Origin of the sequence: Mycobacterium sp. RTGN4, assembly GCF_033804635.1 — a bacterium.
GTDB lineage: Bacteria > Actinomycetota > Actinomycetes > Mycobacteriales > Mycobacteriaceae > Mycobacterium.
This window is the reverse complement of record NZ_JAPZLB010000007.1, coordinates 226,685-242,882: the sequence shown is the minus strand read 5'-3', so window position 1 is coordinate 242,882 and position 16,198 is coordinate 226,685. Positions and strand designations below refer to the sequence as shown.

Annotated in this window: 18 protein-coding genes; 7 read left to right on the top strand and 11 right to left on the bottom strand. The window is 66.0% G+C overall.

Annotated features, from left to right (window positions below; all coding sequences use genetic code 11):
* Positions 1-2 precede the first annotated feature (2 nt).
* Together SLQ30_RS17350 and SLQ30_RS17345 are read right to left on the bottom strand one after the other, a co-directional pair.
* Positions 3-836: a GNAT family N-acetyltransferase gene (locus SLQ30_RS17350; protein ID WP_319447083.1), complete on the bottom strand. Its 834-nt coding sequence runs from the start codon at positions 834-836 to the stop codon at positions 3-5.
* Between the two features lie 41 nt (positions 837-877).
* Positions 878-1,600: a LysR family substrate-binding domain-containing protein gene (locus SLQ30_RS17345; RefSeq protein ID WP_319447084.1), complete on the bottom strand. Its 723-nt coding sequence runs from the start codon at positions 1,598-1,600 to the stop codon at positions 878-880.
* Between the two features lie 29 nt (positions 1,601-1,629).
* Here SLQ30_RS17345 and SLQ30_RS17340 point away from each other — a divergent pair, with 29 nt between their 5' ends.
* The gene (locus tag SLQ30_RS17340; RefSeq protein WP_319447085.1) at positions 1,630-2,016 is read left to right on the top strand and encodes a DUF5997 family protein; all 387 of its coding nucleotides are present in this window, start codon (positions 1,630-1,632) and stop codon (positions 2,014-2,016) included.
* A gap of 7 nt (positions 2,017-2,023) precedes the next feature.
* On the opposite strand, the gene nrdE is transcribed toward SLQ30_RS17340, so the two are convergent.
* The 4 genes from nrdE to SLQ30_RS17320 all read right to left on the bottom strand — a co-directional run bounded on the left by nrdE (position 2,024) and on the right by SLQ30_RS17320 (position 5,923).
* Entirely contained in the window at positions 2,024-4,198 is a 2,175-nt protein-coding gene (nrdE, locus tag SLQ30_RS17335) for a class 1b ribonucleoside-diphosphate reductase subunit alpha (RefSeq protein WP_319447086.1), read from the bottom strand.
* Positions 4,165-4,611: a class Ib ribonucleoside-diphosphate reductase assembly flavoprotein NrdI gene (nrdI, locus tag SLQ30_RS17330; RefSeq protein ID WP_319447087.1), complete on the bottom strand. Its 447-nt coding sequence runs from the start codon at positions 4,609-4,611 to the stop codon at positions 4,165-4,167. The genes nrdE and nrdI overlap by 34 nt, the downstream gene beginning before the upstream one ends.
* Positions 4,612-4,642: 31 nt before the next feature.
* Positions 4,643-4,894, bottom strand: coding sequence for a glutaredoxin-like protein NrdH (nrdH, locus tag SLQ30_RS17325; RefSeq protein WP_319447088.1), 252 nt, complete (start codon positions 4,892-4,894; stop codon positions 4,643-4,645).
* A gap of 486 nt (positions 4,895-5,380) precedes the next feature.
* Positions 5,381-5,923: an NADPH-dependent FMN reductase gene (locus SLQ30_RS17320; protein ID WP_319447089.1), complete on the bottom strand. Its 543-nt coding sequence runs from the start codon at positions 5,921-5,923 to the stop codon at positions 5,381-5,383.
* 90 nt (positions 5,924-6,013) lie between these two features.
* Here SLQ30_RS17320 and SLQ30_RS17315 point away from each other — a divergent pair, with 90 nt between their 5' ends.
* The 4 genes from SLQ30_RS17315 to phoA all read left to right on the top strand — a co-directional run bounded on the left by SLQ30_RS17315 (position 6,014) and on the right by phoA (position 10,445).
* Positions 6,014-6,631 (top strand): TetR/AcrR family transcriptional regulator, encoded by a 618-nt coding sequence (locus SLQ30_RS17315; protein WP_413468068.1) that lies wholly within the window; start codon positions 6,014-6,016, stop codon positions 6,629-6,631.
* Positions 6,619-7,686: a DNA polymerase IV gene (locus tag SLQ30_RS17310; RefSeq protein WP_319447298.1), complete on the top strand. Its 1,068-nt coding sequence runs from the start codon at positions 6,619-6,621 to the stop codon at positions 7,684-7,686. Before SLQ30_RS17315 ends, SLQ30_RS17310 begins: the two co-directional genes overlap by 13 nt.
* Before the next feature lie 9 nt (positions 7,687-7,695).
* On the top strand, positions 7,696-8,835 hold the full coding sequence (locus SLQ30_RS17305) for an AAA family ATPase (RefSeq protein WP_319447090.1): 1,140 nt from the start codon (positions 7,696-7,698) through the stop codon (positions 8,833-8,835).
* An 89-nt stretch (positions 8,836-8,924) separates the two neighbouring features.
* Complete coding sequence (gene phoA, locus SLQ30_RS17300; RefSeq protein WP_319447091.1) at positions 8,925-10,445, top strand: alkaline phosphatase; 1,521 nt, start codon at positions 8,925-8,927, stop codon at positions 10,443-10,445.
* Here the strand turns inward: phoA and SLQ30_RS17295 are convergent.
* Positions 10,432-11,286: an SDR family oxidoreductase gene (locus tag SLQ30_RS17295; RefSeq protein WP_319447092.1), complete on the bottom strand. Its 855-nt coding sequence runs from the start codon at positions 11,284-11,286 to the stop codon at positions 10,432-10,434. The two genes, phoA and SLQ30_RS17295, sit on opposite strands and share 14 nt — an antisense overlap.
* Before the next feature lie 17 nt (positions 11,287-11,303).
* Positions 11,304-12,176: an NAD(P)H-binding protein gene (locus SLQ30_RS17290; RefSeq protein ID WP_319447093.1), complete on the bottom strand. Its 873-nt coding sequence runs from the start codon at positions 12,174-12,176 to the stop codon at positions 11,304-11,306.
* Between the two features lie 65 nt (positions 12,177-12,241).
* Between SLQ30_RS17290 and SLQ30_RS17285 the strand changes: the two genes are divergently transcribed.
* Positions 12,242-12,685, top strand: coding sequence for a winged helix-turn-helix transcriptional regulator (locus tag SLQ30_RS17285; RefSeq protein WP_413468067.1), 444 nt, complete (start codon positions 12,242-12,244; stop codon positions 12,683-12,685).
* A gap of 9 nt (positions 12,686-12,694) precedes the next feature.
* Here the strand turns inward: SLQ30_RS17285 and SLQ30_RS17280 are convergent, their stop codons facing one another.
* Positions 12,695-13,330: a TetR/AcrR family transcriptional regulator gene (locus SLQ30_RS17280; RefSeq protein WP_319447094.1), complete on the bottom strand. Its 636-nt coding sequence runs from the start codon at positions 13,328-13,330 to the stop codon at positions 12,695-12,697.
* Positions 13,331-13,459: 129 nt separating this feature from the next.
* Here SLQ30_RS17280 and SLQ30_RS17275 point away from each other — a divergent pair, with 129 nt between their 5' ends.
* Entirely contained in the window at positions 13,460-14,941 is a 1,482-nt protein-coding gene (locus SLQ30_RS17275; protein ID WP_319447095.1) for a cytochrome P450, read from the top strand.
* A 32-nt stretch (positions 14,942-14,973) separates the two neighbouring features.
* On the opposite strand, the gene SLQ30_RS17270 is transcribed toward SLQ30_RS17275, so the two are convergent.
* Together SLQ30_RS17270 and SLQ30_RS17265 are read right to left on the bottom strand one after the other, a co-directional pair.
* Positions 14,974-15,456 carry a homocitrate synthase gene (locus SLQ30_RS17270; protein WP_319447300.1) on the bottom strand — a complete coding sequence of 161 codons (483 nt, stop codon included), beginning with the start codon at positions 15,454-15,456 and terminating at the stop codon, positions 14,974-14,976.
* Positions 15,457-15,612: 156 nt separating this feature from the next.
* Positions 15,613-16,170 (bottom strand): Fic/DOC family protein, encoded by a 558-nt coding sequence (locus tag SLQ30_RS17265; RefSeq protein ID WP_413468066.1) that lies wholly within the window; start codon positions 16,168-16,170, stop codon positions 15,613-15,615.
* Positions 16,171-16,198: the final 28 nt, after the last annotated feature.

The window sequence follows — 16,198 nt, the reverse complement described above, 5'->3', positions numbered from 1 at the left end:
GCTCACACCGTGAACGCGTATTGCACGTGCTCGGCGACGGGCACGAAACCCAAGCGTCGGTAGATCCGATTCGACACTGGGTTGGCCACGTCGGCGAACAGCACCACGTCACGAGCACCTAAGCGCTGCGCGTGCCGGACCGCTTCCGCGGTGACCGCGGCACCGTACCCGTGGCCTCGATGCTCGGGCGGCGTGTACACCGGACCGATCCGCGACATCCCCAGCAGGGCGCCGTGGACCCGTGCCATCGCAACCGGCGCACCGTCCACCTCCCACAGCACGACGTGGCCGCCCGCGGGGGCGATGTCGACCAGCACTTGCCGGCTCGCGTCGGGGTTGGACTCGGAGTCGAACGCCTCTACGAAGAACGCGTCGAGCCAGCCGACGACCAAGTCGGCATCCCCGTCGTCGGCAACCCGCGACTGGCCAACGACTCCGCTGGGCGGCACCAACTCGTCGAGGCGGTACAGCGTCTCCTCGAAGGACATCGCCGCGGTGACACCGGTGGCCTCCGTCCATGCCTGACTGAAAGCCGCAGCAGTGGTAGGCGTTCCACGCACGGCGGGAAGGTCGGCCCGGACCGGCGCTAGCGCTGCGGCAGCGTCCTTCGCCATCGTCGGTGGTAGTCCGCTGACCAGGAGCACCGCGCCCCTCATCTGCAGTGCGGCGCCCACGTCACCGTCGCAATCGAAGGCGGCCAACAGGATCTGATCGGTCGGCCATGTCGCGGTCCGCAGGGTGGTCAGCTCAGTCGTGAACAGCACCGGGTCCCGCCGGTACACCCAGCGGGCTACCGGGCCGAAGTCATCCGGCGAGGCGTGTAGACGAACGTTCACGCCTTCGAGAGTGAGCTACTCCGAGGCGAATCTCCACTGATTTATTGGCGTCCGCGCCCGGCCCGGCCCGGCTTGCGGGCGACCTTCCCCGCGGCGGCGCGGGCGGCCTGCTTCGCGAGGGTCTTCTCTCGTGCAGTGCGCTTCGGCGCCGACTCGACCAGCCCTCGCGACGAATTGGGTTTGCGACCCCGCACGATCCCGATGAACTCCTCGACCAGTGCCGGCTGCTGCCCCGCTGGAACGACAAGCGCGACGGGGCAAGTGGGCGCGTCGGTGATCGGGCGGTACGTGAGGTCCTTGCGGTGATGCAGCCGCGCCAGCGACTGCGGGACGACGAGCGCACCGACCCCAGCAGCGACGAGTTCTGTTGCGTCCTCGGCGGTCTCGGGCCGGTGATCGACCAGTACACCCGGGATACTTGCCCAGGCGACGACGTCGTCGAGTGGGATCAGGATTGGCTCACCGGCGAGGTCCGCGACGGTGACGGCGTCGACGGCGCTGAGCAGGTGATCGGTCGGCACCACGACCACCGTTGTCTCCTCGTAGAGCGGGATGACGGCCACCCCGGACCCCTCGACCGGCGGCCGGAGCAGCGCCACGTCGATGGTGCCGGCCCGCAACGCGTCGGCTGCGTCTGCTGCGGCGACGGCATGCAACTGCAGCGGAACCTCGGGGCGGCGCTGCGCCCAGGTCCGAGCCCACTTCGCTGGCGTCACACCGGGGACGTACCCCACTGTGAGCGAGGGCAGCGAGGATGAAGCCACCGCATCAGGCTACCGATAGGCTCTCCTTCATGAGCAGGCCGAACGCGCAGTCCATGAAGCCCGTCACGGCGGCGAAGAAGCTGGACGTGTACTTGCCTGCCACGCCTGCGGAGTTCCAGGAGAACGCGATCACCCGCGCCGAACTCGCCGCCCTGCAGGAGGACCCGCCGCAGTGGCTCAAGGACCTCCGCAAGAACGGCCCGCACCCCAAGAACCTGGTGGCAGCCAAGCTCAGCGTCTCGATCGCCGGTCTCGCGCGTGGCGGCATCACCGATGCGCTGACCACCGAGCAGATCAATCAGCTGCTCGAGGAGAAGCCGGAATGGCTTGTCGCGGAACGCGAGAGCTACCAGAGCGTGCTGCGCGAGGAGCGGCGCTTGAAGGCGTTACATGCGGAACGAGCTAGCGAAAGCTGAGCTGCCCTTACAACATGCAGCTGACGCAACCCTCCACCTCAGTGCCCTCCAGGGCCATTTGGCGAAGCCGGATGTAGTACAGCGTCTTGATGCCCTTGCGCCATGCGTAGATCTGCGCCTTGTTGACGTCGCGCGTGCTGGCGGTGTCCTTGAAGAACAGCGTCAGGCTCAGCCCCTGGTCCACGTGCTGGGTGGCCGCGGCGTACGTGTCGATGATCTTCTCGTAGCCGATCTCGTACGCGTCCTGGTAGTACTCCAGGTTGTCGTTGGTCAGATACGGCGCCGGGTAGTAGACGCGGCCGATCTTGCCTTCCTTGCGGATCTCGATCTTGGAGGCCACCGGGTGGATCGAACTCGTCGAGTGGTTGATGTAGGAGATCGATCCGGTCGGCGGGACGGCCTGCAGGTTCTGGTTGTAGATGCCGTGCTCTTGCACCGACTCCTTGAGCCGCACCCAATCCTCTTGCGTCGGAATGCGAATGTCGGCTTCTGCGAACAGTTCCCGCACCCGCTGGGTGGCCGGCTCCCACACCTGGTCGGTGTACTTGTCGAAGAACTCCCCCGACTTGTACTTCGATCGCTCGAAGCCGCCGAACCCGTGGCCGCGCTCGATCGCGATGCGATTGGACGCCTTCAGCGCGTGGTAGAGCACCGTGTAGAAGTAGATGTTGGTGAAGTCGATGCCCTCTTCTGAGCCGTACAGGATGCGCTCGCGGGCGAGGTACCCGTGCAGGTTCATCTGTCCCAGCCCGATGGCGTGAGAGTCGTTGTTGCCCTGCTCGATCGACGGCACCGACCAGATGTGAGTCTGATCGCTCACCGCGGTCAGCGCCCGGATCGACACCTCGATGGTCTGCGCGAAGTCAGGCGAATCCATGGCCTTGGCGATGTTGAGCGAGCCGAGGTTGCACGAAATGTCCTTGCCCACCTTGGCGTAGGTCAGGTCTTCGTTGAACAGTGACGGCGTCGACACCTGCAGGATCTCCGAGCACAGGTTGCTATGGGTGATCTTGCCCTCGATCGGGTTGGACCGGTTCACCGTGTCCTCGTACATGATGTACGGGTAGCCCGACTCGAACTGGAGCTCGGCCAGCGTCTGGAAGAACTCGCGCGCCTTGATCTTGGTCTTGCGGATCCGCGCGTCGTCGACCATCTCGTAGTACTTCTCGGTGATCGAGATGTCGGCGAACGGGACGCCGTAGACCCGCTCGACGTCGTACGGCGAGAACAGGTACATGTCCTCGTTGCGCTTGGCGAGCTCGAACGTGATGTCCGGGATGACCACGCCCAGCGAGAGCGTCTTGATCCGGATCTTCTCGTCGGCGTTCTCGCGCTTGGTGTCGAGGAACCGGTAGATGTCGGGGTGGTGCGCCTGCAGGTACACCGCACCCGCGCCTTGGCGCGCACCCAGCTGGTTGGCGTAGGAGAACGAGTCCTCGAGCAGCTTCATGATCGGGATGACGCCCGAGCTCTGGTTCTCGATGTTCTTGATCGGCGCGCCGTGTTCGCGAATGTTGCTCAGCAGCAACGCGACTCCGCCGCCGCGCTTGGACAGCTGCAGCGCCGAGTTGATGGAGCGCCCGATGGACTCCATGTTGTCCTCGATGCGAAGCAAGAAGCACGACACGGGCTCGCCGCGTTGCTTCTTGCCCGAGTTGAGGAACGTCGGGGTGGCCGGCTGGAATCGGCCGTCGATGATCTCGTCGACCAGCTTCTCGGCCAGCGTCGTGTCGCCGGCGGCCAGCGTCAACGACACCATGACGACGCGGTCCTCGAACCGTTCGAGATAGCGCTTCCCGTCGAACGTCTTCAGCGTGTAAGAGGTGTAGTACTTGAACGCTCCGAGGAACGTCGGGAACCGGAACTTCTTGGCGTACGCGCGGTCGAGCAGCGTCTTGACGAAGTTGCGGCTGTACTGGTCGAGCACCTCACGCTCGTAGTAGTTCTCCTTGACCAGGTAGTCGAGTTTCTCGTCCTGATTGTGGAAGAACACCGTGTTCTGGTTGACGTGCTCCAGGAAGTACTGGTGCGCGGCTTCCCGGTCCTTGTCGAACTGGATCTTGCCGTCGGCGTCGTACAGGTTCAGCATCGCGTTGAGCGCGTGGTAGTCCGTCTCGCCCGTTCCCGCGGGAACGTGGGCGCCGGAGGTTACAGGCTCTGCAGCTGTGACGGTTGGGGGCACGTCTGGTCCTTCCAAAATTCGGCAAGGCCCTCGCGGACGGCGACGACGTCGTCCGTGGTGCCCATCAGTTCGAAGCGGTACAGGTACGGGACGCCGCACTTGCGGGAGACGACGTCCCCCGCGTAGCCGAATTCGGCGCCGAAGTTGGTGTTGCCCGCGGCGATGACACCGCGCAGCAGCGACCGGTTCTTTTCGTTGTTGAGAAATGCGATCACTTGCTTGGGGACGTATCCCCCGGCGTCGGGATCGGGTCCGTTTGCGTGCCCGCCACCGTAGGTGGGGAGCACCAGGACGTAGGGCTCATCAACCTCGATGCGCCCGTGCAGAGGAATCCGGACGGCAGGCATTTCCAGCTTCTCGACGAAGCGGAGGGTGTTCTCCGAGACGCTGGAGAAGTACACGAGATTGCTCATCACACCCTCCTTCCTGCCCGTGGTCTACCCGTTACGCCGTGGCTGCGACTGCTCCGGACAAGGCCTTGATGCGGTCCGGCCGGAAGCCCGACCAGTGCTCGTTGCCGACCACGACGACAGGTGCCTGCAGGTAGCCGAGCGCCATGACGTAGTCGCGGGCTTCGGTGTCCAGGCTGATGTCGACGACGTCGTAGGCAACGCCCTGCTTCTCCAACGCCTTGTACGTGGCATTGCACTGCACGCAGGCGGGCTTCGTGTACACGGTGATCGAAGGCTGAGTCATCTTCGGTACGGCTCCTCTTGAATGAATCGGCAAGAACTAGACATGTACTGGACCATGACTGGCAACTGCTGGGTTACTGCATCTCACTCAGTTACAGCGGCCTCCGGACCTTTGAAATTCCAGTCGATCGGGGCCGTGTTTCGGGCGAGTCTGGGAACCGACGCCACCCGATTCTGGGCTCCGGCCGACCCTCGAAAGCTTGGGAACCGTGGGGGTCTGTCGGTCTGCAAGACACTACACCTAGTGGCCGACAATCAGAATAGATACAAGATGTTCTGAACAACATTCGTGAAATTCCCAGGTCGTAACGAAACTTGCAGTGCCGCGCTCGGCGTGTCGCACGTCACATTTTGGGGTGTGTCGCGCTATGTACGTGTGTCTACCACCAGCCACCGACACCGCTGCCGGCTCGACTGGCCAACAGCAAAGCCGCCGACGAGCCCGATTCGGGGCCCGCCGGCGGCGATGAGCGCTCGCGCGAAGGGTTCAGCCGACCTCGGCGGCGAGCTTGCCGACCACGTCGGCGACTGCCGCGGCCACCTCGGCGCTCTCGCGCGGATGCTTGCCGTCCAGTGATTTGAACGGCACCGACAGCTTGAGGTCCTCCACGATGCGCGGGCCCGCGATGCCGAACGTCTTACGCGTCTCGTCGTGCGCCCAGACGCCGCCGTACTGGCCGAATGACCCGCCGATCACTGCTGCCGGCTTGCCCTTGAGCGCGCCGTCGCCGAAGGGTCGCGACAACCAGTCGATCGCATTCTTGAGCACGCCGGGGATGCTGCCGTTGTACTCGGGCGTCACCACGAGTGCGGCGTCCGCTTCGGCCGCGGCCTCGCGTAGCGCCTTGACCGGCTCGGCCACGTCGTCGCCGTCGATGTCCTCGTTGTAGAAGGGCAGCTCGCCCAGCCTGTCGAACAGCTGCAGCGTCACCCCGTTGGGCGCAGCCTCGCCGGCGAGCTCGGCCAGCTGGCGGTTCACCGATGCGGCGCGCAGACTTCCCAGAAGCACCAAGACCTTGATGTCCGACATGTTCCCCAGTCCCTTCGACGTTGCGTCCGATCTTTGCATGAGTTAACCGGACTGCGGTCCGAATAATTCCGACTGAGTTAAAGTGCAGGTGTGCGCGCCAACAACGGATCGGCCGGGCCGACCGGGCTGCCAGTCAGCGACACCGCGCCGATCGAGCGCGGGGACGCCGCCCGCAACCGCGTGCTTCTGCTGGACGCCGCGCGCAAGCTGATCTCCGAACACGGTACCGACGCCGTCACGATGGACGACGTCGCGTCCGCCGCAGGTGTCGGCAAGGGCACGCTGTTCCGCCGTTTCGGCAGCCGCGCCGGGCTGATGATCGTGCTGCTCGACGAGTCCGAGAAGATCCAACAGCAGGCCTTCATGTTCGGTCCGCCTCCGCTCGGGCCGGGAGCGCCGCCGCTCGAGCGCCTGCTCGCCTACGGGCGCGAGCGGCTGACGTTCGTGTGGAACCACCACGCCCTGCTGTCCGACGCAGGCCGCGATTCGCAGACCCGGTTCAACGCTCCGATGACCTTGCACCGCACCCACGTGCGGACCTTGTTGAAGGCTGCGGACACCACCGGTGACCTCGACGCGCAAGCCGATGCGCTGTTGGCACTCCTCGACGCCGACTACGTGACGCATCAACTGACCGACCTGGGCAAGAGCCTCGACGCGCAGGGTGATGCGTGGGAAAGCTTGGCGCACAAGCTCTGCGGGAGGTAAGGGTGCGCTGGATCCTGCACGTCGACCTCGACCAGTTCCTCGCCTCGGTCGAACTCCAGCGCCACCCCGAGTTGAAGGGCCTGCCCGTCATCGTCGGCGGGAACGGCGACCCGGCAGAACCGCGCAAGGTCGTCACGTGTGCGTCCTACGAGGCCCGTGAATACGGCGTGCACGCCGGCATGCCGCTGCGGACGGCGGCGCGCAAGTGCCCCGACGCCACGTTCCTGCCATCCGATCCCCAGGCGTACGACGAGGCCTCCGACCGGGTGATGGGGCTGCTGCGCGACCTCGGCCATCCCCTTGAGGTGTGGGGGTGGGACGAGGCCTACCTCGGGGCCCAGGTGGACGACCCCTTCGGCCTTGCCGAGCGCATTCGCACCGTCATCGAGTCCGAGACGGGGTTGTCGTGCTCGGTGGGCATCAGCGACAACAAGCAACGCGCCAAGGTCGCGACCGGGTTGGCCAAGCCTGCGGGTATCTACCGACTTGACGACGCCAACTGGATGACCGTGATGGGTGACCGCGGCGTCGATGCCCTGTGGGGCGTCGGTCCCAAGACGGCGAAAAGGCTTGCGGGCCTGGGTATCACGACCGTCGCCGACCTTGCCGCCACCGATGCCGCGCTCCTGACGGCGACGTTCGGCCCGACGACGGGCCTTTGGATCCTGTTGCTCGCCAAGGGTGGCGGCGACGCAGGAGTCAGCGCCGAGCCCTGGGTACCCCGATCCCGCAGCCACGTCGTGACATTCCCCGAAGATCTCACCGAGCAAGCCGAAATGGATTCGGCCGTCGTCGAACTGGCCACCCAGACGCTGGCCGAGACAACGGCGGCGGGCCGCACGGTCACCCGGGTCGCGGTTACCGTGCGCACCAAGACCTTCTATACGCGCACCAAGATCCGCAAGCTGGCGAACCCTGGCATCGATCCCGAACCCATCATCGCCACCGCACTGGAGCTGCTGCACCAGTTCGAACTGGACCGTCCGATCCGATTACTCGGCGTGCGGCTGGAACTGGTGATGCCGGAGTCGCCGGTTGTCACCGACGGCGTTTAGCGTCGAGTCGTGCTGCACACCGTCGCCATCCGCGGCTACCGCTCGTTACGCGAGGTCGTGGTGCCGCTGTCGGGACTCACCGTCGTCAGTGGGGCCAACGGCACGGGCAAGTCCTCGGTGTACCGGGCGCTGCGACTGCTGTCGGACTGCGGTCGGGGTGAGGTGATCGGCGCGCTCGCCCGCGAGGGTGGGCTGCAGTCGGTGCTGTGGGCGGGGCCGGAACAGGGCGGCGCTCAGGGCACCACCCGCACCAGGCCGGTGTCGCTCGAACTCGGTTTCTCCTCGGCCGACTTCGGCTACCTGACCGACCTCGGGCTGCCACAGGACGCGGGCCTGCACTCGGCGTTCGCGCGCGATCCCGAGATCAAGCGGGAGGCGGTGTTCGCAGGCCCACGGCTGCGCCCAAGCGCGACGCTGGTGCGCCGCACCCGGGACTACGCCGAGGTTGCCGCGGAGTCCGGCCGCGGCTTCGAAGAGTTGACGCGCGCGTTGCCGACGTACCGCAGCGTGCTCGCCGAGTACGCGCACCCCGGCGCGCTCCCCGAACTCGCCGCCGTGCGGGATCGACTGCGCGGCTGGCGGTTCTACGACGGCTTCCGGGTGGACGCGGCCGCACCCGCCCGCCAGCCGAGGGTCGGCACCCGCACCCCGGTGCTCTCCGACGACGGCGGCGACCTGGCGGCCGCCATCCAGACGATCATCGAAGCCGGCTTCGACGACCTGCCTCGCGCGGTGGCCGACGCGTTCGACGGCGCGACCATCTCCGTCGCCGTCAACGACGGGCTCTTCGAACTTCAACTGCGTCAGCGCGGCATGTTGCGCCCGCTGCGGGCCGCCGAATTATCCGACGGCACACTACGTTTCCTGCTCTGGGGCGCCGCCCTGCTGACCCGCCAGCCGCCCACGCTCATGGTGCTCAACGAGCCGGAGACGTCGCTTCATCCGGAGCTCGTCGGCCCGCTGGCCGCGATGATCCGGTCCGCCGCCGCGGGCGCCCAAGTCGTCGTGGTCACCCACTCCGCGGCCATGCGCGACCACCTCGACACCGACGACACCACCGAGCTAGCGCTTTACAAAGAGTGGGGCGAGACGCGTGTCGCGGGTCAAACGATGCTCACCGCGCCGCCGTGGGACTGGGGCAAGCGGTGAAACGTCCGCTGTTCGCGTCGTCATAATCAGCCGTTCACCAACGTCCCGTTCAATCTCACAGGCAGTTCACGGCGAACGAGGAGTACTAGGTGTCGGTCAGTAGGCAGCTCAAGTTGGCAGCGGTCATCGGCGCCATCGCGGTGCTTCCACTCGCGGCGTGCAGCAGCGACGGCGAGAAGGGTTCGAACGGCAATCCAGTCACCCGCGCGGCCACCGGCGACCTGGCTGTCAACGGCGGCGCTCGCAGGCTCGATGGCGACCAGAGTCAGGCCATCCGCGACGCGATCAACGCCTCGGGCGCCAAAAACGTCATCATGCTGCTCGGCGACGGCATGGGCGACTCCGAGATCACCATCGCGCGCAACTACGAGAAGGGTGCGGCCGGCTTCTTCACCGGTCTCGACGCACTGCCGCTGACCGGGCAGTACACCACCTATGCGCTGCGCAAGGACGGCAAGCCCAACTACGTGACCGACTCGGCGGCCAGCGCGACCGCGTGGTCGACCGGGACGAAGACGTACAACGGCGCGTTGGGCATCGACATCCATGGCGCACCGCAGAAGACGATCCTGGAACTTGCCAAGGCTCAAGGCTTCGCGACCGGCGACATCACCACTTCCGAGATTCAGGACGCCACGCCGGCCGCGCTGTTCTCGCACATCACCGAACGCGACTGCTACGGCCCGAAGGAAGTCGCCGAGGACTGCCAGTCCGAGGCGCTGGACCGCGGCGGTCTCGGCTCGGTGACCGAGCAACTGCTGGCCACCAAGCCCGACATCACGATGGGCGGCGGCGGCGAGACGTTCGCTCAGACCGCAAACGGCGGCGAGTACAAGGGCAAGACGCTGGAGGTCCAGGCCAAGGAGCGCGGCTTCCAGATCGTGCGCACCGCAAGCGAATTGAACGGCGTGTCGAAGGCCGATCAGGACGCGCCGCTGCTCGGGCTCTTCGCCGACGGCAACATGCCGGTCAGCTGGACGGGTCCGGCCGCGGTGCGCCAGGGCTACCTTCAGCCGGCGGGCAAGTGCACCGACAACCCGGAGCGCGGCGCCGACGTGCCGGAGTTGGCGGCCATGACCCAGAAGACCATCGACCTGCTCTCCGGTAGCGAGAAGGGCAAGAACAAGGGCTTCTTCCTACAGGTGGAGAGCGCGTCGATCGACAAGCGCGACCACGCGGCCGACCCATGCGGTCAGATCGGCGAGACCGTCGCGTTCGACGAGGCCGTGCAGAAAGCCCTTGAATTCGCGAAGAAGGATGGCAACACCTTGGTGATCGCCACGGCGGATCACGGTCACACCAGTCAGATCGGCGAGCCCTACACCGAAGAGGATCTGCAGAGCATCGCCGAGGACAAGAAGCTACCGATCGAAAAGGTCCGCGACGTCATGTATCCCGGCCTCACACGCCTGCTGACCACCAAGGACAACGCCGACATGTTGGTCAGCTACGGCACGTCGGCTGACGTGGAGGTCGAGGACGAGGGCCACACCGGAACGCAGGTGCGGATCGCGGCGTTCGGTCCGGGGGCGGCCAACGTGGTCGCGCTGACCGATCAGAGCGACCTGTTCTTCACGATGACCGACGCGCTGGGGCTCAACCGGTCTTAGTGGGCCGCAGGGCACGGGTGAAGATGAGGTTCACCCGTCGCATCGCGACGCTGTACGGCCACCAGGCGAGCCGCTTGAAGGCGTACAGCGCGCGGATGTCATTCGACGTGTAGATCAGGTACCGATTGCGGGAGATTCCACGAAGCATCTTGTCCGCCACCACTTCCGGTGACACCGCGTGTCCGCCGAACCGATCCACCCACTTGCGCACCTGCGGATGCTCGCGGTCCACGCCCGCGATCTCCACGGTCTGCACCAGCGGCGTCTTGACCGCGCCGGGCACGACGACGGATACCCCGATCCGGTGCCGTGCGAGATCGAAGCGCAGCACCTCCGAGACGCCGCGCAGTCCGTACTTGCTTGCGCTGTACGCCGCGTGCCACGGCAAGGCCACCAGCCCAGCGGCCGAGGATACGTTCACCAGATGCCCACCGTTTCCGGCGAGCACCATTGGGGGAACGAAGGTTTCGATGACGTGGATGGGGCCCATCAGGTTGATGGACACCATCGACTCCCAGTGCCGGTGGGTGAGTTGGCTGACGGTCCCCCACGCCGACACACCAGCGATGTTCATCACCAAGTCCATGCTCTGGTGCGCGCTGTGGATGTCGGCAGCGAACGCGGCCACCTCGTCGTAGTTCGAGATGTCGAGCGCACGGTGCGCGCTGACCGTGGCGCCGAGTGCGCGGGCGTCCGCGACAGTCTGTTCCAGACCTTCGGCGTTGCGATCGGTGAGGAACAGTTCGGCCCCCTCGGCGGCCAACTTCAACGCCGTCGCCCGGCCGATCCCGCTGGCCGCTCCGGTCAGGAAACACCGCTTGCCCGCATACTCCTGCGCCATGTCGGTGACCTTACCGGCTACCCAGCGGCCTCCCGAGCGAGGAATTCCTCGATCGCGACCGGTGGGCGGCCGGTCAACGCCTCGAAGTCGCCGAGTGGCGTCTCGAACAGTCCGGACCGGATGCTCTCACCGAACCCGGTCAGCAACCCGGCCAGCTCGGCGGGAAGACCGGTCGCCACCAGGCCGTCCTGGTAGTCGACGTCCGCGATCGCGACGACGTCGACCGGACGCCCATGACGATTGGTCAGCGCCGTCGCGATCGCGCGGTCGTCGAGTAGCCGCGCGCCTGCGATGTCGTAGGCGACGCCGTCGTGACCCTCGCCGAGCAGCACCGCGGCCGCGGCGGCGGCGCAGTCGTCGCGCGTGATGGGGGCATGTCTGCCGTCGCCGTTGTTGGTGACGAGGTGTCCGCTGGCCACCGCATGCGCCCACCCTCCGCTGATCGCTTCGAGGTACATCGCGTTGCGCAACACGGTCCAGGCCGGACCGGCTTTCTGCAGCACTAGCTCGGTCGACGCGTGGTCATCCGAGAGCGCACGAGCCCTGGCGGGGAAGTCGGCGTCCGCGTTCGGCATCGAGGTGTACGCGATCCGGGCCACCCCCGCGTCGGCTGCCGCCACGATGGCCGCCTCGTGCTGGGCCCGCCTGCGCCCGACCGCATCGGTCGAGATCACCAGCAGCACGTCGACCCCGCCGAAGGCGTCGGCGACGGAGTCCGGCTGATCGAAGTCGACGAACCGGGTCTTGGTTCCGATCTTCGCCAGGTCGGACAGCGCGTCGGGCGACCGGCTGAACAGCACCAACTCCTCGGCCGGATGTGATTCGAGCACGTACTCGGCCGTGCGCCGACCCAGCTGCCCGGTGGCGCCGGTGATTCCGATGATGGTCATGGCGACTCCTCGCGTCGACGGTTACTGTTTGATACCGACCACATCGTCTGATCCTGGAGGACGTCATGCAAGAAGGCACTTTGATGTCCGTCGGGCACACCGATGTAACCGACTCCCTGGCCGGGATCCTGGCGAGGCCGGACGACGAGATGTTCGGCGCGTGTCCCGTGCGCGACGTGCTCGACACCATCGGCGACAAATGGTCGGTGCTCGTCATCACGCTGCTCGCCGATGGCCCCATGCGATTCATGGAGCTCAAGCGCACGATCGGGCTGGTATCGCAGCGGATGCTCACGCGAACGCTGCGGGGCCTCGAGCGCGACGGGCTGATCACCAGGACCGTGTATCCAGTGGTTCCGCCCCGAGTCGACTACGAACTCACCGAAGTCGGCAACGGACTACACGGCATCATGGCCGAGCTGGCGACGTGGGCGTTCACGCACGCCGACGACGTCGCCGCGGCGCGCGCAGCCTACCGCCAACTGGAGGATCGACACCCCGACGAGTGAGCGATCAGGTCAGCGCTCGGACCGGGAACTGCCGCCCCACAACGCATTTAGCCAGAGTCGCTCGAGCACCTCGAGTGCACGCGCTGGGTCGTTTTGCCTGCCGACAAAGGCGGGGTCGTGCGACAACGTCATCGCCGTCGTGGCAGTCAACATCCGGACCAGGGCGGGCACGTCGTCGGAGATGGGCCGCGCCCCCGCGTCTTGTTCGACGATCGCGACGATCTTGTCGATCAACGCGTCCTCGAGGTCGTTCATCATTTCGCCGATGACGGCGTCGGTGTTCTGCGCGATCGTGCAGGCCGTCATGATCGGGTCATTGCTCGCGAACATCAATGCAGCGCTACCGACCATGCGCTTGGCGAACGCCGGCGGCGACTCCCCGGGGTCGCGTGGCGCGAAGTCGTGAGTCAGTTCCTCGAGTTCGGCCAGCGCGTCCTTGACGATGAACGCGAGCACGTCGTACTTGGAGTCGAAGTAGAAGTAGAACCCCGATCGGGCGACCCCTGCGCGATCGCTGATGCTGCTGACCGACAGGTCGGCGAACGACTGGTGCTCGAGGAGTTCGCGCACCGCGGCAACGATCGCTTCGCGTTGCCGGTCGCCGCGACTGCGGCGGAGCTGCGGTGCGGCGGAGTCGGCGGTCATGGCCATCAACCCTTCCACCGGTGACACGCCCAAGCAAAACTTGACATGCGTCAAGTGTGCCCTACAGGATGGCTACATCGATCGAAATCGAGTGACATCGACCACAAGTCTTCAGCCCAGGAGTTTGCGATGGCGTCCATCAGCACCCCCGACTACTTGATCGACCAGGCCAAGCGCCGGTTCACCCCTTCGATCAACAACTTCCCCGGAATGGGGGCACTCGAGCGCAAGCTGCTGCGCACCGAGTTCAAGCAGACCGCACTGTCGGAACCGCCTGCGGGCAGCGACCTCAAGCCCGTGATGGGCGACAAGGGCCTGCCGATCCTCGGCCACATGGTCGAGATGTTCCGCGGCGGCCCCGAATACCTGATGCACCTGTACAACACGAAGGGGCCGCTGTACTACGCCGACTCCCCCGTCTTGCCTGCGGTGACCGCGCTCGGGCCCGACGCGGCCCAGGCCATCTACAGCAACCGCAACAAGGACTTCTCGCAGGAGGGCTGGATCCCGGTCATCGGGCCGTTCTTCCACCGCGGGCTGATGCTGCTCGACTTCGAGGAGCACATGTTCCACCGGCGGATCATGCAGGAGGCGTTCGTCCGCACCCGCTTGGTCGGATACACCGAGCAGGTCGACACCGTGGTCTCAAAGGTGATCGCCAACGACTGGGTCGCCAACGACCCGAGATTCCTGCTGTACCCGGCGATGAAGCAGATGACGCTCGACATCGCCTCGATGGTGTTCATGGGGCACGAGCCCGGCACCGACCACGAACTGGTGACCAAGGTGAACAACGCCTTCACCACGACGGTCCGCGCAGGCAACGCGATCATCCGCAAGGGCGTGCCGCCGTTCACCTGGTGGCGCGGGCTTCAGGCCCGCAAGGTGCTCGAGGACTACTTCGCAGCGCGCGTCGCCGAGCGCCGCGGCAAGGACGGGTCCGATCTCCTGACGGTGCTCTGTCAGACCGAGGACGAGGACGGCAACCGGTTCTCCGACGAGGACATCGTCAACCACATGATCTTCCTGATGATGGCCGCGCACGACACCTCCACCTCCACGGCCACCACCATGGCCTACTACCTAGCCGCGAACCCCGAGTGGCAGAACCGCTGCCGCGACGAATCCGATCGGCTTGGTGACGGCCCGGTCGACATCGAGTCGTTGGAGAAGCTGGAGTCGCTCGACCTCGTCATGAACGAGTCGATCCGGTTGGTCACGCCCGTGCAATGGGCGATGCGGCGCACGGTCCGCGACACCGAGTTGCTCGGGTACTACCTGCCCAAGGGCACCAACGTCATCGCCTACCCTGGCGTCAACCACCGGCTGCCCGAATTGTGGACCGATCCAATGAAGTTCGACCCCGACCGGTTCGCCGAACCGCGCAGCGAGCACAAGAAGCACCGGTACGCGTTCTCGCCGTTCGGCGGCGGCTCGCACAAGTGCATCGGCATGATGTTCGGCCAACTCGAAGTGAAGGTCATCATGCATCGGCTGTTGCGCAAGTATCGGCTGGAGCTTGCACATCCCGGACGCGAAGCGACCTGGGACTACGGCGGCATGCCGGTGCCGATGGACGGCATGCCCATCATCTTGCGCCCGCTGCGCTGAATCCTGAGCCCAGGCGCGCACTTTCGCGCCAACTAGCCGGCCAGCCGGTTCGCGCAGGCGATGACGGCTCGCAGCGCAGACTGCGTCGCGTCGGTGGCGAGCCCCATCGCCCACTCGTCAGCGCACCCATCCGAGCCGCACACGAACGTCGCAATGCCGTCGTCAGACGATATTTGGTGGAACTCGTGCAGTTCGACGGCAACGCCACGGTCGTGCAACATCGCGGTCAATGCTGCGACGGGCCCGCTGGCGGCGGCCATGGACATGCTGATGTGGTCACCGATCGCGATGGTCGCCCGGTAGTGCCGGGCCTGCGGGCCAAGCCGGCTTGCTGGGCGGGCTGCATCGGTGCACTCCCATTGGCCCAGTCGCACCGGGCCAGACGTCGCCGCGTACGTGGTGTGGAAATTGTCGAACGACATCGTTTCGGCCTCCTCGCGCAGTCCCCGCGGCAGTGGCGCCGCGAAAAGGGGGGTCGCGCTGGTTGCGGATTGTGTCGGAGCTTGGGAGAACATGTGCCGGGCCATCTCTTGTCAGAGGAATCGACCGACGGTGTAGCAACGACCCGCAACGAGGGGTCGGTCTGGATCAGACCCCGCTGCGGGTTGCTACTACGAGAAGACTGCGCACGGACGCGACCCTAGTCCGAGTCGGACTCTTCGTGCAAACGACTATCCCGACACGGTCCCCGACAGCAGGTAGAGGAACGGCCGATGGCTCGCCCGGCCGTCCCGGCGGAACGGCATGCTGTCAGCCGCCGCGGCGTACCACTGCGTGCGCCTCACCGCGGAAAGATCGAGGCTTCGGCCACAGCGCGTCGCCACCCCGTGCAATAACAATGCGCCCGTTCGACCGTTGCCCTCGCGAAATGGATGGACCTGATTGAAGTCGGCGTACAGCCTGGCGAGCTCGTATTCCAGCCGCGCATCGTCGTAACCAGCGCAGTCGGCCACGATCGTGAGCGCCGCGCCGTGCACCCTCGCCATGCCCGATTGAATCGTCGACACCCAGGCGAAACCCTGGTCGCCGCGACGCAATTCGGTGGTCCGGTACGCACCGGCCCACGAGTAGACGTCGACGAAGAGCTGCCGGTGCAACGTGCGCACGTCGAGTGCACCGGCGTAGTCGACCTGGCGGCCTAGCCACAGCGCCATTCGCCCTGCCGTGGCGACGAATTCCAGGTCGGCGAGCATCTCGGCGGAGGATGCGCCGAAGTGGTTGCGCAGCAACGTGGTTCCCGGGATCAAATATGGTGCC